This is a genomic window from Ramlibacter agri, assembly GCF_012927085.1.
Taxonomy (GTDB): Bacteria; Pseudomonadota; Gammaproteobacteria; order Burkholderiales; family Burkholderiaceae_C; genus Ramlibacter; species Ramlibacter agri.
The window spans coordinates 555,797-577,381 of record NZ_JABBFX010000003.1; the positions used below are offsets into that span (position 1 = coordinate 555,797).

21 protein-coding genes are annotated in these 21,585 nt (G+C 69.5%); 16 read left to right on the plus strand and 5 right to left on the minus strand.

All coding sequences use genetic code 11. The features are described 5' to 3' along the window. Positions 1-10 precede the first annotated feature (10 nt). Positions 11-727, plus strand: coding sequence for a hypothetical protein (locus HHL11_RS27140; protein WP_169421731.1), 717 nt, complete (start codon positions 11-13; stop codon positions 725-727). A 72-nt stretch (positions 728-799) separates the two neighbouring features. On the opposite strand, the gene HHL11_RS27145 is transcribed toward HHL11_RS27140, so the two are convergent. Together HHL11_RS27145 and ilvB are read right to left on the minus strand one after the other, a co-directional pair. Further along, complete coding sequence (locus tag HHL11_RS27145; protein WP_169421732.1) at positions 800-4,312, minus strand: indolepyruvate ferredoxin oxidoreductase family protein; 3,513 nt, start codon at positions 4,310-4,312, stop codon at positions 800-802. Positions 4,313-4,434: 122 nt separating this feature from the next. Then, positions 4,435-6,213 (minus strand): biosynthetic-type acetolactate synthase large subunit, encoded by a 1,779-nt coding sequence (gene ilvB / locus HHL11_RS27150; protein ID WP_169421733.1) that lies wholly within the window; start codon positions 6,211-6,213, stop codon positions 4,435-4,437. Between the two features lie 107 nt (positions 6,214-6,320). Between ilvB and HHL11_RS27155 the strand changes: the two genes are divergently transcribed. The 7 genes from HHL11_RS27155 to HHL11_RS27185 all read left to right on the plus strand — a co-directional run bounded on the left by HHL11_RS27155 (position 6,321) and on the right by HHL11_RS27185 (position 11,631). Beyond that, positions 6,321-6,827 (plus strand): Lrp/AsnC family transcriptional regulator, encoded by a 507-nt coding sequence (locus HHL11_RS27155; protein ID WP_169421734.1) that lies wholly within the window; start codon positions 6,321-6,323, stop codon positions 6,825-6,827. 71 nt (positions 6,828-6,898) lie between these two features. Beyond that, positions 6,899-7,675 (plus strand): phosphate signaling complex protein PhoU, encoded by a 777-nt coding sequence (phoU, locus tag HHL11_RS27160; protein WP_169421735.1) that lies wholly within the window; start codon positions 6,899-6,901, stop codon positions 7,673-7,675. Then, positions 7,629-7,898, plus strand: a complete 270-nt coding sequence (locus HHL11_RS27165; protein ID WP_169421736.1) for a hypothetical protein — start codon at positions 7,629-7,631, stop codon at positions 7,896-7,898. The genes phoU and HHL11_RS27165 overlap by 47 nt, the downstream gene beginning before the upstream one ends. A 22-nt stretch (positions 7,899-7,920) precedes the next feature. Then, complete coding sequence (locus tag HHL11_RS27170; RefSeq protein WP_169421737.1) at positions 7,921-8,841, plus strand: DUF2272 domain-containing protein; 921 nt, start codon at positions 7,921-7,923, stop codon at positions 8,839-8,841. A 75-nt stretch (positions 8,842-8,916) separates the two neighbouring features. Continuing rightward, positions 8,917-10,527: an inorganic phosphate transporter gene (locus tag HHL11_RS27175; RefSeq protein ID WP_169421738.1), complete on the plus strand. Its 1,611-nt coding sequence runs from the start codon at positions 8,917-8,919 to the stop codon at positions 10,525-10,527. Positions 10,528-10,556: 29 nt separating this feature from the next. Then, complete coding sequence (locus HHL11_RS27180; RefSeq protein WP_169421739.1) at positions 10,557-10,907, plus strand: DOPA 4,5-dioxygenase family protein; 351 nt, start codon at positions 10,557-10,559, stop codon at positions 10,905-10,907. Between the two features lie 55 nt (positions 10,908-10,962). Next, positions 10,963-11,631 carry a dihydrofolate reductase family protein gene (locus HHL11_RS27185; RefSeq protein WP_169421740.1) on the plus strand — a complete coding sequence of 223 codons (669 nt, stop codon included), beginning with the start codon at positions 10,963-10,965 and terminating at the stop codon, positions 11,629-11,631. A 6-nt stretch (positions 11,632-11,637) separates the two neighbouring features. Here the strand turns inward: HHL11_RS27185 and pdxR are convergent, their stop codons facing one another. Continuing rightward, positions 11,638-13,092: a MocR-like pyridoxine biosynthesis transcription factor PdxR gene (gene pdxR / locus HHL11_RS27190; RefSeq protein ID WP_169421741.1), complete on the minus strand. Its 1,455-nt coding sequence runs from the start codon at positions 13,090-13,092 to the stop codon at positions 11,638-11,640. 59 nt (positions 13,093-13,151) lie between these two features. Between pdxR and HHL11_RS27195 the strand changes: the two genes are divergently transcribed. After that, entirely contained in the window at positions 13,152-13,784 is a 633-nt protein-coding gene (locus tag HHL11_RS27195; protein ID WP_169421742.1) for an FMN-binding negative transcriptional regulator, read from the plus strand. A 78-nt stretch (positions 13,785-13,862) separates the two neighbouring features. Beyond that, positions 13,863-14,387: a DUF4231 domain-containing protein gene (locus tag HHL11_RS27200; RefSeq protein WP_169421743.1), complete on the plus strand. Its 525-nt coding sequence runs from the start codon at positions 13,863-13,865 to the stop codon at positions 14,385-14,387. On the opposite strand, the gene HHL11_RS27205 is transcribed toward HHL11_RS27200, so the two are convergent. Both HHL11_RS27205 and HHL11_RS27210 read right to left on the minus strand, forming a co-directional pair. Then, entirely contained in the window at positions 14,384-14,905 is a 522-nt protein-coding gene (locus tag HHL11_RS27205) for a hypothetical protein (protein WP_169421744.1), read from the minus strand. The two genes, HHL11_RS27200 and HHL11_RS27205, sit on opposite strands and share 4 nt — an antisense overlap. A gap of 54 nt (positions 14,906-14,959) precedes the next feature. Beyond that, the gene (locus HHL11_RS27210) at positions 14,960-15,739 is read right to left on the minus strand and encodes a GntR family transcriptional regulator (RefSeq protein ID WP_169421745.1); all 780 of its coding nucleotides are present in this window, start codon (positions 15,737-15,739) and stop codon (positions 14,960-14,962) included. A gap of 86 nt (positions 15,740-15,825) precedes the next feature. Between HHL11_RS27210 and HHL11_RS34880 the strand changes: the two genes are divergently transcribed. The 6 genes from HHL11_RS34880 to HHL11_RS27240 are packed head-to-tail and all read left to right on the plus strand — an operon-like array spanning position 15,826 to position 21,539. Then, a complete protein-coding gene (locus HHL11_RS34880) occupies positions 15,826-16,404 on the plus strand; it encodes an NIPSNAP family protein (RefSeq protein WP_169421746.1) in 579 nt (192 codons plus the stop codon). Next, positions 16,401-18,089 carry an FAD-dependent oxidoreductase gene (locus HHL11_RS27220; protein ID WP_169421747.1) on the plus strand — a complete coding sequence of 563 codons (1,689 nt, stop codon included), beginning with the start codon at positions 16,401-16,403 and terminating at the stop codon, positions 18,087-18,089. Before HHL11_RS34880 ends, HHL11_RS27220 begins: the two co-directional genes overlap by 4 nt. Continuing rightward, positions 18,086-18,847, plus strand: coding sequence for an SDR family NAD(P)-dependent oxidoreductase (locus tag HHL11_RS27225; RefSeq protein WP_169421748.1), 762 nt, complete (start codon positions 18,086-18,088; stop codon positions 18,845-18,847). The genes HHL11_RS27220 and HHL11_RS27225 overlap by 4 nt, the downstream gene beginning before the upstream one ends. A gap of 19 nt (positions 18,848-18,866) precedes the next feature. Further along, entirely contained in the window at positions 18,867-19,403 is a 537-nt protein-coding gene (locus HHL11_RS27230) for a VOC family protein (RefSeq protein WP_169421749.1), read from the plus strand. Continuing rightward, positions 19,400-20,548, plus strand: coding sequence for an alpha/beta hydrolase family protein (locus HHL11_RS27235; protein WP_169421750.1), 1,149 nt, complete (start codon positions 19,400-19,402; stop codon positions 20,546-20,548). Before HHL11_RS27230 ends, HHL11_RS27235 begins: the two co-directional genes overlap by 4 nt. Positions 20,549-20,567: 19 nt before the next feature. After that, positions 20,568-21,539 (plus strand): Bug family tripartite tricarboxylate transporter substrate binding protein, encoded by a 972-nt coding sequence (locus HHL11_RS27240; protein ID WP_169421751.1) that lies wholly within the window; start codon positions 20,568-20,570, stop codon positions 21,537-21,539. The last annotated feature ends 46 nt before the right edge of the window (positions 21,540-21,585 follow it).

Consider the following 21,585-nt stretch of genomic DNA (forward strand, 5'->3'; position numbering starts at 1 on the left):
CGCGGGGCCCATGCGCCCCACCATGCAGATCGTCGCGACTCCGGACGTCCCGGCTCCCACGTGGGACGAGCTCTGGCAATTCAGCTGCCGCTTCTATGACGCGGAGCGCGCCTATGTCGAGGCGCGGCTGAAGGAGCACGGGGAGCTGGCGCTGTACCGGGACCCGGGCGACGGCAGCCTGGTCGGCATGGCCGCCATCCACGTGGAGCCGCTGGAGTTCCGCGGCCGCAAGCTGGTGGTGATCTTCACTTCGCACGCCATCGTGGACGAGCGCTTTCGCGGCCACAACCTGCTGCAGCGCGCCGGCGCGCGCACCTACCTGCGCAGCTGCCTGCGGCATCCGCTGCGCAGCAAGTTCTGGGTGTTCGACACCTTCAGCTACCGCAGCTACCTGCTGTTGACGCGCAACATGCACGCCTTCTGGCCGCGGCGCGAACGGGCCACGCCGGAGTGGGAGGCGGCTTTCATGGACCACTACGGCCGCCTGCGCTATGGCGAGGACTGGGGTGAGGCGGGCATCGTGCGGCGCTCGCCGCACAAGCGGCTGCTGCCGGGCACGGCGCGGGTCGATGCGGACAAGCTGCGCAACCCGGACATCGCGTACTACGTCGAAGCGAATCCGGGGCATGCGGAGGGCGACATGCTGCTTTGCATCTGCCCGCTGAACTGGGCGAACTGGTGGGGGATCCTCTCGCGCGCCGCGGGGAGGATGTGGCGGCGGCGTTGATTCGGTCCACGCGCGGACGCCGCCGCTCGATGTAGGGTGCGCAACTCCGCTGCGCACCGCACGCGGACGTTGTTACTGGTGCGCAACGAAGCTGCGAACCCTAAGACCCGCGTCGCCAAGGTCGGGTGCATCGGAAAGCTTCCGAACAAGCTCCTCCCGCCGGACCGCCACCGCCTCGATGCTCCGCGCTTTCACGTGCCCATAACCGCGGATCTGCGCCGGCAACTGTGCCAGCTGCACCACCGCATCCCGATCCAGATCCCCAAGGCGCGGGAGCAGGGCATCGATCTGCGCCAGGTACTCCTCCACCAGCGCGCGCTCCTGCCGCCGCTCCGCCGTCCGCCCGAAGGGGTCGAGAGCTGTGCCGCGCAGGAAGCGCAGCTTCGCCAGCGCGCGAAAGCCCCACAGCATCCACGGACCAAAGGCCCGCTTGCTGGTGCCCAGTGAGGGCGGCGCCAGGTGGAAGGTCAGCCGCGGCTTGCCTTCGAACTGCTCTGCCAGCTGGCGCAGGAACTCGGGTCGCGTCGACAGCCGCGCCACTTCGTATTCGTCCTTGTACGCCATCAGCTTGTGCAGGTTCTGGGCGACGGCGCGCGTCAGGCGTTCGGAACCCCACGCGGCGCTCTCCGCCGCGCGCACCCGCTGCACGAAGTCGAGATAGGAACGCGCATAGCGGGCGTCCTGGTACTGCGTCAAGTCCTGCGACAGCATGTCGATGACTCCAGCCAGCGGCTTGTTGACGACGAACTGCACGGGCTGCACCGGCGACACGCAGCGCTGCACCGCCGCCAGGTCCAAGGCGGCGCGCCGGCCCCAGGCGAAGGCCGCCTGGTTGGCGCGCACGGCAACCCCATTGATCTCGATCGCTTTCTGTAGCGCCTGCGACGACAGCGGCACCAGGCCCTTCTGGAAAGCGAAGCCGAGCATGAACAGGTTGGTCGCGATCGCGTCGCCGCACAGGCGCGTGGCCAGGCTCGTCGCGTCGAGGAACTCGGAATTGGCGCCGGCGGCTTCGGCGATGAGGCCGCGCACCTGTTCCGCCGGATAGGCCCAGTCGGGGTCCTGCGCGAAGTGGCCGGTCGGCTGCTCGAAGGTGTTGATCAGGGCGTGCGTGCGGCCTGGCCGCATCTTGGCGATGGCGTCCGGCGCGCCGGCGGTGAGCATGTCGCAACCCAGCACGACGTCGGCCTCGCCGGTGGGGATGCGCTGCGCGCGGAGCTTGCCGGCGTCGGCGGCCAGCCGCACGTGCGAGGTGACGGAGCCGTTCTTCTGCGACATGCCCGTCATGTCCAGGACCGACACGCCCTTGCCTTCCAAGTGGGCCGCCATGCCGATCAGCGCGCCCAGCGTGATGACGCCGGTGCCGCCGATGCCGGTGATCAGGATGTTGTGCGTGCCGGTGAGCGCCGGTAGCGCGGGCTCCGGCAGCGGCACGTCGCCAGCGGCAGGCGCCACGCCGGCCTGCTTGCGCGGCTGCACGCCTTCCACCGTCACGAAGCTGGGGCAGAAGCCCTGGATGCAGGACTCGTCGGCGTTGCAGGACGACTGGTCCACGCGCCGCTTCAAGCCGAAGTCCGTGGACTGCGGCAGAAGCGAAGTGCAGTTGGACTGCTCACCGCAATCGCCGCAGCCTTCGCAGACGCGCTCGTTGATCACCACGCGCCGCTTGGCCGCCGGGAACTCGCCCTTCTTGCGGCGGCGGCGCTTCTCCGCCGCGCAGACCTGGTCGTACAGCAGCACCGACACGCCCTGGTGTTCGCGCAGTTCCCGCTGCACCGCATCCATGTCCTTGCGTGGGTGGATCGTGAACTGCAGGCCGGGGCGGCCCATGGGCAAGGCGCTCGTGTCTTTCCAGCGCGAGACGTCTTCCGCCACCAGCGCGATGCGCTGCACGCCTTCGGCGGCGAGCTGGTGCGCGATGCGCGGCAGGCTGATCGGCCCATCCACCGGCTGGCCGCCGGTCATGGCGACCGCATCGTTGTAGAGGACTTTGTAAGTGATGTTGACGCCGGCCGCCACCGCCGCGCGGATCGCCATCGAACCCGAGTGGTAGTAGGTGCCGTCGCCGAGGTTGGCGAACACATGCTCGCGCTTGGAAAACCAGGCCTGCCCCAGCCAGGGCGCGCCTTCGCCGCCCATGTGCGTGGTGGTCTTGTTGTGCTCCGGGTAGATGGCCGTGGCCATCACGTGGCAGCCGATGCCCGCCAGCGCCAGGCTGCCCTCGGGCACCTTGGTGGAGGTGTTGTGCGGGCAGCCGGAGCAGTACCAGGCCGGCCGCGGCGGCGTGCCCACGGCCTTGCGCAGCACTTCGTCTTTCTCGTCCAGCAGGCGCAGCCGCTCGCGGATCTGTTCGCTTTCGTGGAAGCGCGCCAGCCGCGCCGCGATGACGCGGGCCACCTGCGCCACCGAGAAGTCCGCGGTGGCGGGCAGCAACCAGTTGCCGCGCGGGTGGCAACCCCATTCGCCGGTCTCGTCGAACTTGCCGATCACGCGCGGCCGCACGTCTTCGCGCCAGTTGTACAGGTGTTCCTTCAGCTGGTATTCGACGATCTGGCGCTTCTCCTCGATGACGAGGATCTCCTCCAGGCCGTCGGCGAACTCGCGCACCGAGTCCGGCTCCAGCGGCCAGGGCATGGCCACCTTGAACAGGCGGATGCCGATGCGGCCGGCCGCCTCTTCATCCAGGCCCAGGCCTTCCAGCGCTTCCAGCACGTCGCGGTAGGACTTGCCCGAGGCGACGATGCCCAGCTTGGGCTGCGCGGAATCGATCGTGATGCGGTTCAGGCGGTTGGCGCGCGCATAGGCGATGGCTGCATAGATCTTGTGGTCCTGCATCAGCGCTTCCTGCTTGCGCGCCTGCACGCCCAGCGTGTCGGTGGACAGGCGCGCATGGAAGCCGCCGCCGGGAACGGCCACGTCTTCCGGAAGCTTGATCTCGATGTCCGGGTCCGCGGGAATGGAGGACGAGGATTCCACGGTGTCGGCCAGCGCCTTGAAGCCCACGGGCAGCCCGGCGAAGCGCGACATCGCGAAGCCGTGCAGGCCCAGCTCCAGGTATTCGTCCACGCTCTGCGGATAGAGCATCGGGATCATCGACGCCGCGAAGATATGGTCGCTCTGGTTCGGTAAGGTGGACGAATACGCGCCGTGGTCGTCGCCCGCCACCAGCAACACGCCGCCGCGCGGCGCGGTGCCCGCGTGGGCCATGTGCTTGAAGACGTCGCCGCAGCGGTCGACGCCGGGGCCCTTGCCGTACCACATGGCGAACACGCCGTCGTAGTCGCTGCCACCGGTGAGGTGGACCTGCTGCGTGCCCCACACCGCGGTGGCAGCCAGTTCCTCGTTGACGCCGGGAAGGAACTTGACCTCATGTTCCTTCAGCAGCTTCTCGGCCTTCCAGAAGGCCTCATCCAGGCCGCCCAGCGGCGAGCCGCGGTAGCCGGAGACGAAGCCCGCGGTGCGCAGGCCCTGGGACGCGTCGCGGCGCTGTTGCACGAGCATGAGGCGCACGAGCGCCTGGATGCCGCTGAGGTAGATCCGCCCGGACGTGGCGGTGTATTTGTCGTCCAGAGAGACATCGAGCATGGGCGATTCCGGTGGGAGCCGTCGGGGAACGCGGCCTGCCCGGGGTGCTGGGCGGGCCGCGCTTGCGCGCACGCCCGGATAGGGCGCGCGTCGCGAGGGAAAGGCGCGATTGGAAGGCGGGTTCAGGCGGAGGCGGGCACCTCGCCTTCATCCCGGTACCACTCGGTGTCGGACAGCATCAGCTCGTGGTGGCCGCGTCCGGCGGGGATCATCGGGTAGCAGTTTTCCAGCTGCACCACGTGCACGTCCAGGAAGAACGGGCCGGGGTAGGCCAGGCAGGCGTCGAGCGCCGCGCCCAGTTCAGCGGGGTCGGTGACGCGCGCCGCGCCCCAGCCGAAGGCCTTGGCCAGCGCGACGAAGTCGGGCAGCGCGGCGTTCCAGCTGTGGCTGATGCGGTTGCCGTGGTTCAACTGCTGCCACTGGCGCACCATGCCCATGTAGCTGTTGTTCGAGAGAACCAGCTTCACCGGCGTCTGGTGCTGTGTCGCGGTGGACAGCTCCTGGATGTTCATCAGCACCGAGGCGTCGCCGCTCACGCACACCACGGTCTTGTCCGGGTGCGCAACCTGCGCGCCGATGGCGGCGGGCAGGCCGTAGCCCATGGTGCCGGCGCCGCCGGAGGTGAGCCAGCGGCGCGGCTGCTCGAAGCGCAGGTACTGCGCGGACCACATCTGGTGCTGGCCGACGTCGGTGGCGACGATGGCGTCGCGGCCTTCCAGGCGCTGCTGCAGCTGCGACAGCAGGCGCTGCGGCAGGATCTGCGTTGCATGGGGCTCGAAGTCCAGGCAGCGGCTGGCGCGCCAGTGCGTGATGCGCTTCCACCAGGCGTCCAGGCGCGAAGCCTCCGGCTGCGCGGGCAGCGCTTCGAGCAGCTTGCGCAGCACGGCGCCGCAATCGCCCACCAATGCGGCGTCGACCTGGATCACCTTGTTGATGTTTTCCGGCGCGATGTCGATGTGGATCTTGCGGGCGCCGGGCGCGAACTCCGACAGCTTGCCGGTGATGCGGTCGTCGAAGCGGGCGCCGACGCAGACGATCAGGTCCGCGTGGTGCATCGCCAGGTTCGCCTCCACGGTGCCGTGCATGCCCAGCATGCCCAGGAAGTGCGGGTCGGAGGCGGGCAGGGCGCCCAGGCCCATCAGGGTCAGCGTGGTCGGCAGGTTCCAGGCGCGGGCGAGCGCAGTGAAGGCGGCGCAAGCGTCGGGGCCCGAGTTGACCAGGCCACCGCCGCCGTAAAGCACAGGGCGGCGCGCGGTGCCCAGGAGGTCGGCGGCGCGCTGGAGGTCGTCCAGCGACAGCGTCGTCACCGCGGCGGCGGGCGCTTTTGGCGCCGGCGCCGGCGGCACGACCGCGACCCGTTCCAGTTGCACGTCCTTGGGCACGTCGATCAGCACCGGGCCGGGGCGGCCCGTGGCTGCGATGTGCAGCGCCTTGCGCACGGCCTCTTCGACTTCGGCCGCCGAACGCACCTGGTGGTTCCACTTGGTCACCGGCCGCGACATGCCGAGGGCGTCGCATTCCTGGAAAGCCTGGGTGCCGATCACGCCGGTGGCCACCTGGCCGCTGATGCAGACGACCGGGATGGAATCGCTGATGGCGTCCAGCAAGCCGGTCATGGTGTTGCTGACGCCGGGACCGGAGGTCACCAGCACCACGCCGACGCGGCCGGTGGTGCGCGCATAGCCTTCGGCCGCATGCACGGCGGCCTGCTCGTGCCGCACCAGGATATGCCGCAGCTGCGGGCGGGCATGCAGCGCGTCGTACAGGGGCAGGGCGGCGCCGCCCGGGTAGCCGAAGATCGTGTCGATGCCACAGGCCAGCAGGGTGTCCAGCAGGATTTCGGCGCCGTTGGCTTCGAGCACGGCGGACGGGGCGGTGGTGGCGAGGGTCTCCATGGGCATCCATTCTTCGCGGCTTGCCGCCGAAAAGGCGTCTGATTTCGGGGCCTGCCCTGGACAAGGTCCGAAGAGTTTTCGGAGAATGGCGGAATCCACCGTTGAATTACCGCATGAAGCGCAACAAGCCCCTCCTGGACACGCCCGAAGAAACCCCGTCGGTCAGCTTCGACAAGTTCGACCTCGCCATCCTGCGCGAGCTGCTGGCGGACTCGCGCCGCACCCTGCAGGAGATCAGTGCCGCCGTAAAACTTTCGCCCACCACCTGCTGGGGGCGCATCAAGCGGCTGGAAAGCGAAGGCGTCATCAAGCAGTACACGGTGCTCGTGGACCGCGGCCGGCTGGGCTACAAGGACACGGTGCTGGTGCAGGTCACGCTGGAAAGCCACACCGACGAAACGCTGTACCAGTTCGGCCGCACGCTGGCGGCCATTCCCGAGGTGATGGAGGCCTACCTGGTCTCGGGCGATTACGACTATCTCATTCGCATCGCGGTGAAGGACACGCGCGACTACGAAAGGCTGCTGCGAGAAAAGTTGTACAAGATCCCCGGCATCCGCCACAGCAAGTCCAGCTTCGTGCTGCGGGTGTTGAAGGACACGCTCGCGCCGCCGGTGTAAAACATCCCGTCACAAGCATGTCATGACGTGCTGCGACAGTGGCCTGGCAGTAAGCAGTAAGCGCCCCCATCATGGCGGACCAACACATCGCCAGCCGATTCGATCGCAACATCAACGTCCTCGTCCTGCGCGTCATGGCGCTGGGCGGCCTCGTCGAAAAGCAGGCGCGCGACGCCACCCGCGCGCTGATGGCGGTCGATGTGCCCGGCGCGCAGGAGGTGCTGGCCACGGAGTGGCTGGTCGACCGCCTGGAGGTGGAGATCGACCGCGACCTGTCCTCCGCCTGCGGACGCCGCCAGCCGAAGGCCTCCGAGCTGCGCCTGCTCACCGCCATGGCCCGGGCCACCAGCCACCTCGAACGCGCCGGCGACGAGGCCGAGCGCATCGCCCGCGCCGTGCAGTCCATCGCCCGCCACCCGACGGAGCTGGCCAACCTGCTGCCCGCCGACCTGGAAACCGCCGCGACCCTGGCCGCTTCGCAACTGCGCCGCGCGCTGGACGCGCTGGTGCGGCTGGACACGGCCGACGCGCTGGCCGTGATCGCGGACGACCGCATGCTCGACCGCGAGTTCGCCCGCTGCCTGGCGACGCTCGCGACGCGCATGGCCCTCCGGCCCCGGTCGGTGGCGCCCGGGGTGGACCTGGTGATGGCGGCCAAGGCCATCGAGCGCATCGGCCACCACGCCCGGAACATCGCCGAGTGCATCATCTACATCGTCCAGGGCGCCGAGATGCGCCACGGGACTGTCACGGAACCGACATGTCGGGCGGATAAGCTGGGAGCAGACGCCACAGTCCGCCATGAACGCCATCAAGACCGCACGCCAGTTCATCGAGAGCCAACCTGAGCACGCCGACGCCGCGGCGCTGTCCGCGCTGGTGCTGGCGCTGGAAACCGAGGTGGAGTTCCCGCTGCGCCGCCTGTACGACCTGCAGCTGGAGAACTTCGAGCTCGCGCTCGAGATCCTGAGCGAATGGCGCCTGGACCGCTACTACAAGGGCAAGGCCAAGCTGTTCTCCGTCTCCATGCAGCTGCAGGAACAGCAGGGCGAGGGCGCGCCGCAAGCCTAGCGCGCCTGCGCACAATGGGGGCATGATGTGCTCCCTGCCCGGATGGCTTGCTGCCGCACTGCTTTGCGCGGGCTTCAGTTCGCCCTCTGTCGCCGCTTCCGCCTGTGCGGCCACCGCGCGCCACGCCCCCACCGATCCGCGCCTGCAAGCCGCCGTCGCCGAAGCGCGCCGCCAGCACCAGCTGTTCGGCGGCCAGGCGATAGCGCGCGATGGCGGCATGTACCGCGTCGGCCACTACGAGGCCGAGTGGGACCGGGCTCCCGGCGAATCCATGGCCACCTGGCAGCGGGTGGCGGCGTTCTGGCAATCGCTGTCCGACGCCGACCCGCCGGACCTCATCACCAGTGCCGGGCTGGTGGCGCGTTCGGAAGCGCTGCGCGCCGTCCCCGAAGCAAGCGTCGCCATCCGCGAATCCCTGCTGCGCGCCGCCATCGTCGACACGCCCTGGTCCGCCGCGTTCATCAGCCATGTGATGAAGACGGCGGGCTTCGCGCGCACCGAGTTCGCGTTCTCGGACAGCCATGCCGACTACGTGCAGGCGGCTTTCGCGGCCGGGGCTGAAGAAGCAGCGGGCCGTCCTGCCAGCTACGCCTTCCGCGCCTGCGATGTCACCACCACGACGCCACGCGCGGGCGACCTGCTTTGCGCGACGCGCGCCAACACGGCGGACGTCAAGCGCTTCGACGCCCTGGCCGCCGCGCTGGCAGCGCGTGCGCCGGGCCAGCCCTTCCCGATGCACTGCGACCTGGTCGTCCGCTCCGACGCAGGCGGCGACGCCAAGGTCGAGACGATCGGCGGCAACGTGATCCAGTCCGTGACCTTGTCGCGGATGACCTTGAACGCGAACAAGGTGCTGGGCGCGGCCTACTTCACGCGCCCGGGGCCGCAACGCGAACACCTCGGCCGCCGGCCCTGGGTGGTGGTGCTGCAAGCGCGGCAGTAACGGCGCGTCGTCATCGGACTGTCACGGACCCGTCATAGGGTGGCTGGAAATCCCAGCACCCCGGAGGGCAGGCCCATGAACACCAGTACCGTCGCTGCGCTGCCGCAGCGCGCCGGCTCCGCGCCGCACCTGGACGGCAAGACCAGCGTGGTGACGATCGTCGCCTTCCTGTTCCTGCTGGCCATCGGCCTGTTCTACACGGCGTACAGCCTGTTCGGCGACGTCAGCGAGGCGCCGCCGGCGAGCAGCACCTGGCTGCCCTACATCCTGCTCGGCGTGGCCTTGCTGATCGCCCTGGGCTTCGAGTTCGTCAATGGCTTCCACGACACCGCCAACGCGGTCGCCACCGTCATCTACACCCACTCGCTGGCGCCGAATTTCGCCGTGGTGTGGTCCGGCTTCTTCAACTTCCTGGGCGTGATGGTCTCCAGCGGCGCGGTGGCCTTCGGCATCATCTCGCTGCTGCCGGTGGAGCTGATCCTGCAGGTCGGCTCCAGCGCCGGCTTCGCGATGGTGTTCGCGCTGCTGATCGCGGCGATCCTGTGGAACCTGGGCACCTGGTGGCTGGGCCTGCCGGCTTCGTCGTCGCACACGCTGATCGGCTCGATCATCGGCGTGGGCATCGCCAATGCGCTCATGCACGGACGGGACGGCACCAGCGGCGTCGACTGGTCGCAGGCCCTCAAGGTCGGCTATTCGCTGCTGCTGTCGCCCGTGGTGGGCTTCGCCTGCGCGGCGCTGCTGTTCCTGGCGCTCAAGGCGCTGGTGAAGAACAAGGAGCTCTACGAAGCACCCAAGGGCAACGCGCCACCGCCGTTGTGGATCCGCGCGCTGCTGATCCTGACCTGCACCGGCGTGTCCTTCGCGCATGGCTCCAACGACGGCCAGAAGGGCATGGGCCTGATCATGCTGATCCTGGTCGGCACCGTGCCGACGGCTTACGCGCTGAACCGGGCGATGCCGGTCGACGAGATGATTCCCTTCGCCGCGATGGCGCAGGCCACGCAGCAGTCGCTGCGCAAGGACGCGCTGGTGGCGGCGCCGGCCGACCCGCGCGCCGCCCTGTCCGAGTACGTGCGCACCCGGCAGCTGCAGCCGCAGGTGGTGCCGGCGCTGGCCGTCGTGGTGGGGAACATCGGCGAGCAGATCCGGCAATACGGCGCGCTGAACAAGCTGCCGACCGAAGCGGTTGCCAACGTGCGCAACGACATGTACATCGCCTCGGAGGCGATCCGCTTCCTGGAAAAGGAGCCCGCCGCCGGCCTGTCGGCGGAGTCGAAATCCAACCTCAAGGCCTTCCGCCGGCTGATGGACGACGCGACCAAGTTCATCCCCCTCTGGGTCAAGGTCGCTGTGGCCATTGCGCTGGGCTTGGGGACCATGGTGGGCTGGAGGCGCATCGTCGTCACCGTCGGCGAGCGGATCGGCAAGACGCACCTCACCTATGGCCAGGGCGCGTCGGCGGAGCTGGTGGCGATGCTGACGATCGGTGCCGCCGACGTCTACGGCCTGCCGGTCTCGACGACGCACGTGCTCTCGTCTGGCGTCGCCGGGACGATGGCTGCGAACAAGTCGGGCCTGCAGATGGCGACGGTCCGCAACCTGCTGATGGCCTGGGTGCTGACCCTGCCGGCGGCTATCCTGCTGTCGGGCGCACTCTACTGGCTGTTCCGGCAGCTGTTCTGAGCCGCGGGCGGCCGCGCCACAATGGCGGCATGCCGCGCCGCCCCGTCAACGTCCATTCCGCCTACCACGCCCACGTCTATTTCGATGCCGCCACCGTCGCCCAGGCGCGCGCCTTGTGCGAAGAGGCGGGCCGCCTGTTCCATGTGGCGGTGGGCCGCGTGCACGAGAAGCTGGTGGGGCCGCACCCGCGCTGGAGCTGCCAGCTGGCCTTCTCGGCGGCCGAATTCGACCGCATCGTACCCTGGCTCGACGAGCACCGCGGCGGCCTCGACGTCTTCGTGCACGGCCTGAGCGGCGACGCACTCAAGGACCACACGGACTTCGCGTACTGGCTGGGCCAGGACTGGCCGCTGGACCTGCGGCAGTTCCAGCGGGGCTGATGTCGAGAAACGCCGCCCTCGTGCGTCGTGGAGATGAACGACCCACGGAGACCCCATGAGAAAGCTCATCGCATCCACTTTTGTGTCCCTCGACGGCATCATGCAGGCGCCGGGCGGCCCGCAGGAGGACCCCAGCGGAGGCTTCGCCAGCGGTGGCTGGACCTTCCCCTACTGGGACGACAGCATGGGCCGCGACATGAAGGGCTTCGACGGCAAGGACCGCGAACTGCTGCTCGGCCGCCGGACCTACGAGATCTTCGAGGCCTACTGGCCCTACCAGCCGGCCGACAACCCGATCGCGCGCAACCTCAATGCGGCGCGCAAGCACGTGGCTTCGCGTACCCTGAAAAAGCTGGACTGGAACAACTCCGCGCTGCTGCAAGGCGACGTGGCCACCGCCGTCGCCGCGCTGAAGGCGCAGGACGGGCAGGACCTGCAGATCATCGGCAGCGGCAACCTGGTGCAGTCGCTGTGGGCCGCGGGGCTGGTCGACGAATACAACGTGTGGACCTTTCCGGTCGTGCTCGGGCGCGGCAAGCGGCTGTTCGAGGCGGATGCGAAGCCAGGGGCGCTGCGGCTGCTCGGCTCGGAGACTTCGGCGCGCGGTGTCGTGATGAGCACTTACGTGCCTGCCGGCGAAATCCCGCCTGGCTCCCACGTGCAGGACGAGCCGAGCGAGAAGGAGATCGCCAGGCGCAAGAAGCTGGCGCGCGAGGCGGGCTGAGGCCCGTCAGAGCTTGCGCATCGCCACCGCCAGCCGCTTGATGCCCAGCTCGATCTCCCCCGGATCGAGCAAGGCATAACCCAGGACCAGGCCGGCTGGCCGCTTGGCCGCCGTAGCCCGCTGCGGCAGGTAGAGCGCGCCCAGCGGATACACCAGCACCCGTTCGCGCCGGGCCGCGGCCACGAGTTCGGCCTCGCGTGACGCGGGCAGCTGGTCGGCCCAGGCGACCAGGTGCAGGCCGCTGGCTGCGCCTTCCACCGTGAGCTGGCCGGCGAGATGGCGGTCGATCGCCTGCAGCAGCGCCGTGCGGCGCGCGTCCTGCGCTCGCCGCACGCGGCGCACGTGCCGCTCGTATGTGCCTTCTTCCAGCAGCAGGGCCAGCGTGCGTTGCGCATGCGAGGACGAGTGGCGGTCAGCCAGCCGCTTGGCGGATGCGAAGGCCTCGGCCACGCGCTGCGGCACCACCATGTAGCCAAGCCGCAATTCGGGCGACAAGGTCTTGGAGAAGGTTCCGATGTAGATGACGGAGCCCGCGTCGTCCAGGGACTGCAGCGACGCCTCGGGGCGCACGGCGTAGCGGTATTCGCTGTCGTAGTCGTCCTCGAGGATCCACGCTCCCGTCTTCGCCGCCCATTGCAGCAGCGCCTGGCGCCGCGGCATGGCCAGGAAGGCGCCCAGTGGGAACTGGTGCGTCGGGGTCACGTAGGCCAGCGCGGCCTGGCGCACGCGGGCGAGATCGTCGGTGCGCAACCCGTGCCGGTCGACGGCGATGCCGTGCAGGCGCGCGCCCTGCGCGGTGAACACGTGGTGCGCCATGCGGTAGCCCGGGTCTTCGACCACCACCTTGTCGCCTGGGTCGACCAGCAGGCGCGCGCACAGGTCCAGCGCCTGCTGCGAGCCATTGACGACCAGCAACTGCTCGACGCTGCAGGAGATGCCGCGGGCACGAGCCAGGTAGGCCTGCAGTGCGCGGCGCAGGCCCGGGTCGCCGCGCGGATCCGCGTACGCCAGCCGGGCCGGGCGCTCGCGCTCCACCTGGCGCGAGGCTTTCATCCACGCGAGCGTCGGGAAGTCGGCGCCGGCCAGCGGGCCGTACAGGAAGTCGATGGCGCCCGCGGGGGCCGGCTGCGGCTGTGCGAGCTCCAGCGCCGCGACGCGTTGGCCGAAGGCGGACAGGCGGGACGCGGCGGCTTTCCCGATGCGCCTCGCCGCGTTCGGGACGAGTGCCGGCCCGGCCCCGAAGGCGACCCGGCTCGCCGCCCCCGGCCGCGTCTCGAGGAAGCCTTCGGCCGCGAGCTGCTCGTGGACGGCGGTGACCGTGGTCCGCGACAGGCCGCGCTCGGCCGCGCTGGCGCGCGTCGACGCAAGCGCCGTGCCGGCGGCATAGGTTCCGTCGAGGATGCGGGCCTTGACCTCCTCGTACAGGGCCTGGCCACGGCCGCGGGGTCGGGAAACTGGCACAGCGAAATGGGCGGAAACTGGACGTTTTCATCATGCCACGCCCGGGCCATACTCGCGCCATGTACCAGCCGGCAGCCTTCGCGGAAACGCGCACCGAGGAACTCCACCGCATCCTGCGCGAGCACCCGCTCGGCGCGCTCGTGACGCACACGGAGCAGGGCTTCGATGCGAACCACATTCCCTTCGAGCTCGATGCGGCGCGCGGGGCGCACGGCACGCTGCAGGGCCACGTGGCACGCGCCAATCCCGTCTGGACCGGTGCGGCCGATGGCGCGCAGGTGCTGGTGATCTTTCGCGGGCCGCAGGGCTACATCTCGCCGAACTGGTACCCGAGCAAGCAGGAGACGCACCGGCACGTGCCCACCTGGAACTACGAGGTGGTGCATGCCCATGGGCGGCTGCGGATCCTGGACGACGAGAAGTTCGTGCGCGGCATCGTGGCGCGCCTCACGCGGCGGCACGAAGCCAGCCTGGCCAGGCCCTGGAAGATGGGCGATGCGCCCGCCGACTACCTCGACCAGATGGTGGGCATGATCGTCGGCATCGAAGTGGAGATCACGCGGCTGGAAGGCAAGCGCAAGCTGGGGCAGAACCGCGAGCCGCGCGACCTGCAAGGCGCCGTGGCGGGACTGCAGGAGCGCGGGCAGGCGGAACTGGCTGCGGCGATGGCCGGAGCGAGCAAGGGAGACTGAACGGCCGGATTCCAGTTGTTACGCGCGACCTTGACCGGCCGGCAAGCTGTTGCCAAAGTCGGCCCAGGAGGTGAAGTCATGACTGCTGCTTCCACCTACTCCGCGCGTAGCCCGGAGGACTACCTGAAGACGCGGCTCGATTACAAGACCGACGTCTACACGCGCAAGGGCGACCGCTATCGCAAGTCCTACCTGGCGATGAGCTCGCTGGCCGCGGTCGCCGGCGCCACCGTTCCCGTGCTGATCAACCTGAGCAACGTGCCCACGATCGTCCCCACGCTCCTGAGCCTGCTCGTCACCGTGCTGGTGACGCTGGAAGGCGTCTTCCACTTCCGCGAGCACTGGAAGAACTACGACCTGATGAAATCCTTCCTGCGCCAGGAGTCCTGCCTGTACCAGGCGAACGCCGGCCCTTACCGCAACAAGGCGCAGGCCGACAGCTTCGTGCTGCTGGTGGAGCGGGTGGAAGACGCCATCGCCAAGGAGCGTGCCCAGACGATCGAGATGCGCACCTCGCGCTGGGAGGAGCCGGCGGCGAACAGCGCCGCACCCGCGAAACCGCAGCCGGCACCGCTGGCCACGGCTGCGGGATCGGCCGTCTAGCCGCGCGGCGGCATGCCGGCGCCCGGCCGGCCGCCTTCCGGCGGCGCCAGCAGCAGGCGCGGCAGCACTTCGTCGGCCACCTGCTTCTGCTTGTCATCGAGTTTCCCAAGCAGTTCGCGCAGGGCGTCGGCGAGGTCTTCGCTGCGCGCGTAGCGGTCCTTCGCGCCGGTGAGCTGCAGTTGCATCGCTTGCTGAGCGGTGAGCTGCACGTCGTCACCGGGTCGCGGCGCGCCGTGCGCGTGCACTGCCATCAAGGCGCCGTAGAAGCGCTCCCAGGCCGGCGCTTGCTCGCGCGAGATCAGCAGCCGCAGCCGCGCCTGCAGCAGCTGGTTGGTGAGCATCTCGATCGGCGAGGCCGGCGGCGGGCCACTTCGGCCCGCTTCGGGGCCACCCTGGTGCGGACCGCCGCGCATGCCCGGCATGCCGCCGGGGCCCATCTGCGCCGCGGCGGAGAGTGACAGGAACAGGATGAGCGCGCCACCGCTGAGGCGCGCAAGGCGGGGGATATTCTTCTTCATGGCCGCCAGCATGGGCGGCCATCTGGGAGGGATCGTGGAGAAAGGGCCGCGGCCTTACATCGCCGTGCTCATCGACCACATGCCCGTGGCATAACTGAAGCTTTCCTCCGGGCTCGGCTCATCGGGCCGGACCCAGATGCGCACCCATTGCACGACGCCGCCCTGGTCGTCGTGGTGCGTGAACGTGTAGACCAGCGTCGGCTCGTTCAGCACCAGCTTGAGCTGGCGCGCGACATGTGGCGGGGCGATGCTGGCGCTCACGCGCCGCGTGAGGCGCGAGAACTGCACGCCATGCTCGCGCAGCAGCTGCGTCATCGGGTACTTCTGCAGTTCGGCCAGCGTCAGCTGCTCGCCCACGTCCACGCGCTGGGCGTTGAGCGTCACGCTGTGCGGCCGCCCCTTGAAGCTGCGCAGCCGGCTGCAAAGCCACAGGCGCGCACCCGCCGGCATGCCGAAGGCTTCGCAGGCTTCGACCGGCGCCACGCCGACGCCACGCGACAGCACGCGGTAGGTGAAGGCGCGCGGGGCGCCGATGGTCGTCTGGATGATCGCCGGGACCGTGCCGCGGCGCGCCACTTCGGGGCCGCGCAGCACGCGGGTGCGCTTGCCGCGCGAGCGCTCGATGAAGCCGTCCTCGACCAGGCGCGCCAGCGCCTTCCGCGACGTGATCACGCTGACGCCGAACTGCCGGGCGAGCTCCGCTTCCCCCGGGAAATCGTCGCGGCCGATCCAGCCGCCGTCCAGGATTTCCGCGCGCAGGTGCAGGTAGATCTGGTGGTAGAGCGGAACGTCCGAGGCCACGACGGCGTGGGTTTCTGGGGTCGTCTTCGCCATGTCCCGCATCTTGCCACAGGGCGGCTTGGCAGCACCGTGCCAAATGCTATAAACTCATATGAACATAAGTAGTTGAAGGTGGTGCCGTGGAGACCGGAAGCGTTCATGAGTTGCTGGTGGAGCCGCATGCGCTGGGCGGGCAGGGCGGCGTGCTGGCGGCGCACGCCGCCCGTGGCGGCGCGCGCATCGGGGCCTGGTCCACCGAGTACGGGCCGCTGAACCGCGTCGTCAGCCTGTGGGCCGCTCCCGCTGACCCGCGGCCGGAAGAAGAAGCCGCAGCCGACGACTGGCTGCATCCGCGTTCGCTCGCGCGCCGCCTGCAGGTGCGCCGCGCCGTGCGGCCCGAGCTCCTGTCCGCCCCGTGCCTGGAACTGCGCATGTATGCCGCGCGACCCGGGCAGTGCGACGACTTCCTCGCGGCGCTGCTGCAGGCGCTGCCCTTCCGCGAACGCTACTCGCCCTGTGCCGCGGTCTGGAAATCGAGCGAGCGGGACGTCGAGATCGCCGTGCACCTGTGGGCCTACGAAAACCTGCAGCAGCGCATGGCGGCCCGCAGCGCGGCGATGCAAGACCCGGACTGGTCCGCGTACCGCGCCTCGATCCGCCCGATGCTGGCGAGCCTGCAGGCCTGGCTGTTGCTGCCGCTGGCGAAGGAAGTCCGGTGAAGCCGGTCATCGATTGCGACGTGGCCGTGTTCGGCAGCGGGGCCGCGGGACTCGGCGCCGCGCTGGTGGCCGCGTGCGAAGGCCTGAAGGTCTGCGTCTTCGAGAAGGCGGACGCGCTGGGCGGCACGACTGCCACGTCCGGCGGCGCGGCCTGGATTCCCGGGAACAGCGCGGCACGGGCCGCCGGCGCGCCGGACTCGGTCGAGGATGCCCGCTGCCTGCTGCAAGATGAACTCGGCGCCAGCTGGCGGGCCGACCTGGTCGATGCCTATCTCGCCTCGGGCGCCGAGGCCGTGGACTACCTCGCCGAGCGCACGGACGTCCGCTTCGAGATCCTGCCGAGCCCGGACTATGTGAGCGACAAGCGCGGCGCTTCCCTGAAGGGCCGCGCGCTGGCGCCGCTGCCCTTCGACGGCCGGCTGCTGGGACGCGACTTCGCGCTGGTGCGCGCGCCGCGCCCGGCCTTCATGATCCTCGGCGGGCTGATGATCGGCCGCCGCGAGATCCCGATGTTCCTGCGGCCGCTGGCGTCGTGGAAGTCCTTCGCGCACGTCACGCGCACGCTGGCGCGCTACGCGGCGGACCGCCTGCGCTTTTCCCGCGGCACTCGCCTGCTCATGGGCAACGCGCTGGTCGCGCGTGCGCTGCATTCGGCGCTGCGCCTGGGCGTCGTCTTCCATACGAAGGCCGCCCTCGTCTCCTTGCAGCGTGAAGGCCAGCGCGTCACGGGCGCCACCGTGCGCCTGGACGGCGCCGAGGTCCGCGTCCGCGCCGCGCGCGCCGTGGTGCTGGCCACCGGCGGCTTCCCGCATGGCGCGCGCCTGCGCGATGCCCATTCCCCGAAGCATCCGCACCACCATTCGCTGGCGGCGCCGGAAAGCACCGGCGATGCGGCGGAGGCCGCGCTCGCCATCGGGGCCGTGATCGACGATCGCCTCGAAAGCCCGGGCTTCTGGACGCCTGCTTCGCGGGTGGTCGACGCGAAGGGGCGCGAAACCCTGTTCCCCTACGGCCACATGGACCGCGGCAAGCCGGGCGCGATCATCGTGGACCGCAATGGCCGCCGCTTCGTCAACGAAGCGGACTCGTACCACCACGTCGTGCTGGCGATGTTCGAGCGCCGGAAGTTCGCGCCGCACGACGCCGCCTTCATCGTCTGCGACAGCGATTTCATCCGCAAGTACGGCCTGGGTCTGGCCAAGCCGGCGCCGTTCCCGGTCTGGCAGCACGTGCGCAGCGGCTACCTCCGGCGCGGGGCGACCGTACGCGAACTGGCCGTGGAGATCGGCGTCGATGCCGCGGGTCTGGAAGCCGAGGTCGCCCGCCACAACGCGTTTGCCGCGAGCGGGAACGACTCGGATTTCCGCAAGGGATCGACCGCGTTCAACCGCTACAACGGTGACCCGGCCGTCCAGCCGAACCCGTGCCTTGCGCCGATCGCACGCGGGCCGTTCTACGCGATGGAGATCCTGCCGTGCACGATAGCCATCGCCGCCGGCCTCAAGACCGATGCCGATGCGCGCGTCGTCGATGCCAGCGGCAACCCGATTCCCGGCCTCTATGCCTGCGGAAACGACATGGCCTCGTTCACGCGAGGCGCCTACCCCGGGCCGGGCATCACCATCGGGCCCGCACTCGTCTTTGCCTACCGTGCCATGCAGCACGCACGAAGGAACCCAGCATGAATGAATCAAGACTCCTGGAAGGCCGCGCCGCGGTCGTCAGCGGCGCCGGCCAGGGCCTCGGCGAGGCTTTCGCCCGCGCGCTGTCCGGCGCCGGCGCGCGCGTCGCCATCCTCGACCTGGATGCCGCGCACGCCGACCAGGTGGCGCGCTCGATCCGCGAACAAGGCGGTGAAGCGATCGCGCTGGCCTGCGACGTGCGAGATGTCGAAAGCTGCGGCGCCGCCGCCCGCCAGGTGAAGGCGGCGCTGGGCGACGTGTCCGTCCTCGTGAACAACGCCGGTGTCTCCACCCGTGCCCAACTGGCGGACCCCAACTTCAACGACGAGATCGACCGCGTGATGGCGGTCAACCTCAAGGGCGTCCTCAACCTGACGCGCGCCTTCGTTCCGCAGCTGGAGGCCAGCCGCGGCAGCGTCGTCAACATCGCGTCGATTGCTTCGCTGCTCGCGTCGTTCGCCAGCATTCCCTACGCGGCCTCCAAGGGCGCCGTGGCGCAGGCGACGAAGTTCCTGGCCCGCGACCTCGCGGCTGCGGGCGTGCGCGTCAACGCGCTGGCGCCCGGCTTCGTCGTGACGCCGCTCACGGCGGACCTGCAAGGGCCCGGCTCGCGCGCCGAAAAGGTCACGCAGCGCACCTTGCTGAAGCGCGTCGCCCACCCGGACGACCTGACGGGTCCGCTGCTTTTCCTGGCGTCCGACCTGTCCAAGTACATCACCGGCCTGGTGCTGCCCGTCGACGGCGGCTACTCGGCGAACTGAAACCAGCGAGACCTCCAGCATGCCAAGCAACAGCAACCATCCCCTCATCCTGCGCGGGCTGCACCACGTCGCCTACCGCTGCCGCGACGCCGTCGAGACGCACGAGTTCTACACGAACGTGCTCGGCCTCGAGTACGCGCACAGCGTGAAGACGGACACCTACAAGGGCCAGCGCTGCCCCTACATCCACATCTTCTTCAAGATGGCCGATGGCAGCTACATCGCCTTCTTCGAGTTGCCGGAAGAAGCCGAGATGGGCTTCGATGCGAACACGCCGCGCTGGGTGCAGCACCTGTCGCTGCGGGTGGACGACGAAGCCGCGCTGCAGGAAGCCAGGAAGCGCCTGGAAGCGCGCGGCATCGAGGTGGACGGCCCGCGCACCGGCCACACCGTGCGCGCGCTGTATTTCTACGACCCCAGCGGCAACCGGATGGAATTGGCCGTGCCGCTGACGCTGGATGACGCCGCTTGCGCCAAGCGGGCCGTGGAGGACCTGGAGGCCTGGAAGCAGGAACGCGACGCCTACCTCGCGCGCCGTCCCAAGGGTGCGGCATGAGCGGAGTTCGAGAGACAGCCCGCGAAGAGGGCGGACTGGTCGCGCTGGACACGACGCCCGGGGCCTACATGGAAAGCCAGAGCGGCCTGCAGCGCGGCCGGCCGCGCATCTATTGCCGCTACGCCCCGCCCAAGGGCGGTGGCCGCGATCTTGCCTTCATCGTCTTCCACCCAACGAGCAATTTCCACGGCCATTACCTGGTCGAGCCGCTGTCCCGGCTGGGCGCAGGCGTGCTGGCGCTGAACACGCGCTACGTGGGCAACGACTCGATGCTGATCATGGAGCGCGCGATCCAGGACGTCGGTGCCGGCATGCGCTTCCTGCGCGAGCAGGGCTACAAGCGCATCATCATGATCGGCAATTCGGGCGGCGGCTCGCTGGCTGCCTTTTACCAGGAGCAGGCGACGCGCGTGACCGTGACGAGCACGCCGGATGGCCGGCCCTTCGACATGGCGAGCGACCCGCTGCATCCCGCCGATGCGCTGGCGCTCGTCGCCGCACATCCGGGCCGGGCCTCGCAACTGCTTGCCAAGATCGACCCCAGCGTGCTGGATGAGTCGGATGCGCCGGCGATCGACGCTTCGCTGGACATGTTCGACCCGCGGCACGGGCCGGCGTACTCGCCCGAGTTCGTCGCCCGCTTCCGCGCCGCGCAGGCGCGCCGGCTGGACCGAATCACCGACTGGGTGGTGCAGCGATTGCAGGACCTGGACCGGACCCGGCATGCGGACGTGGCCGACGACGCTTTCGTCATCCGCCGCACGCAGGCGGACCCGCGCAACATGGACCTGCTGCTGGATGCCAACGACCGCAAGCAGGGTTCGCTGGGCGGCGACGCGCGCAACTACAACGAGGCCGCCAACGGGCTGGCGCGCTTCTGCACGCTGCGCTCCTTCCTCAGCCAGTGGAGCGTGCGGCACACCCGGGCCGAGGGTCCGCGCTGCCTCGCCGCCACCAACGTGCCCGTGCTGTTGCTGAACTACACCGCCGACCAGACGGTGTTCCCCAGCCACGTTGCTGCGTGGCAGGCCGCAGCCGCGGGCCGCTGCACGACGCACGACATCAAAGGCGCCCCCCACTACCTGATCGGCATGCCGGAAGTGACGGACCGCGTCGCCGGGCTGCTGATGGCATTTGGTGATTGAAAACCGGAGAGAGACGCACATGAACAAACGAAACCTGTTGGCCTGCGTTGCGCTTGCCGCGAGCGCGATGCTTTCGTCCGCCCACGCCGAGGACGCCTATCCCTCGCGGCCGATCAAGCTGGTGGTGGGCGTGGCGCCCGGGGCGACCACCGACGCCGCGGCCCGGCTGGTAGCCGAAGTCCTGAGCAAGAACCTGGGCACGACCATCGTCGACAACCAGCCCGGCGCCAACGGCACGATCGCGGCGCGCAACGTCGCGCGCGCCAAGCCGGACGGCTACACGCTGCTGGCCTTCTACAGCGACCAGATGCAGGTGGCCCCGCTGGTCTACAAGAACGCCTACGACCCGCTGGAGGATTTCGCCTTCATCACGACCACGGTTCGCAGCGGCGGCTTCATCCTGGCGGTGCCGGAGAGTTCACCGGCCAAGACCTTCGCGGAGTTCATCGACTACGCCAAGAGCGGCAAGAAACAGATGAACTACGGCACCTATGGCGTCGGCAGTTCCGTGCAGCTCGGTTTCGAGATCTTCAACGAGCGCTACGGCACGAAGATGCTGCACATCCCGTACAAGGGCGGTGGGCCGTCCTACCAGGCCGCGGTCGCGGGTGAAGTCGACATCGTGGCCGGCACGAGTTTCATCGAGCTGCTGAAGGCCAACCGCCTGCGCCCGCTGGCCATCGGCGGCAGCCAGCATTCGCCCGAGTTCCCCAACATTCCGACGCTGGCAGGCCAGGGCTTCGGCGAATTGGTGTTCGGGCCGGTGTTCTACGGCGTCGCGGCACCGCGCGGCACGCCGCCGGAAATCATCGAGAAGGTGCGGGCCGCGGTGGCCAAGGGCGCGCAGAACCCGGAGTTCGCGGCGCGCCTGAAGCCGATCGCGCACGACCCCTTCATCGTCGGTCCCGCCGAGACGGCCGCGCTGGTCCGCAAGGGGTTGGACACCTATCGGCCGGTGGTGCAGAAGCTGAAGATATCCCTGGACAACTGACCCCTTCCATAGCCGATATCGGCGCCGGGCGCACAATCGGGCCCCG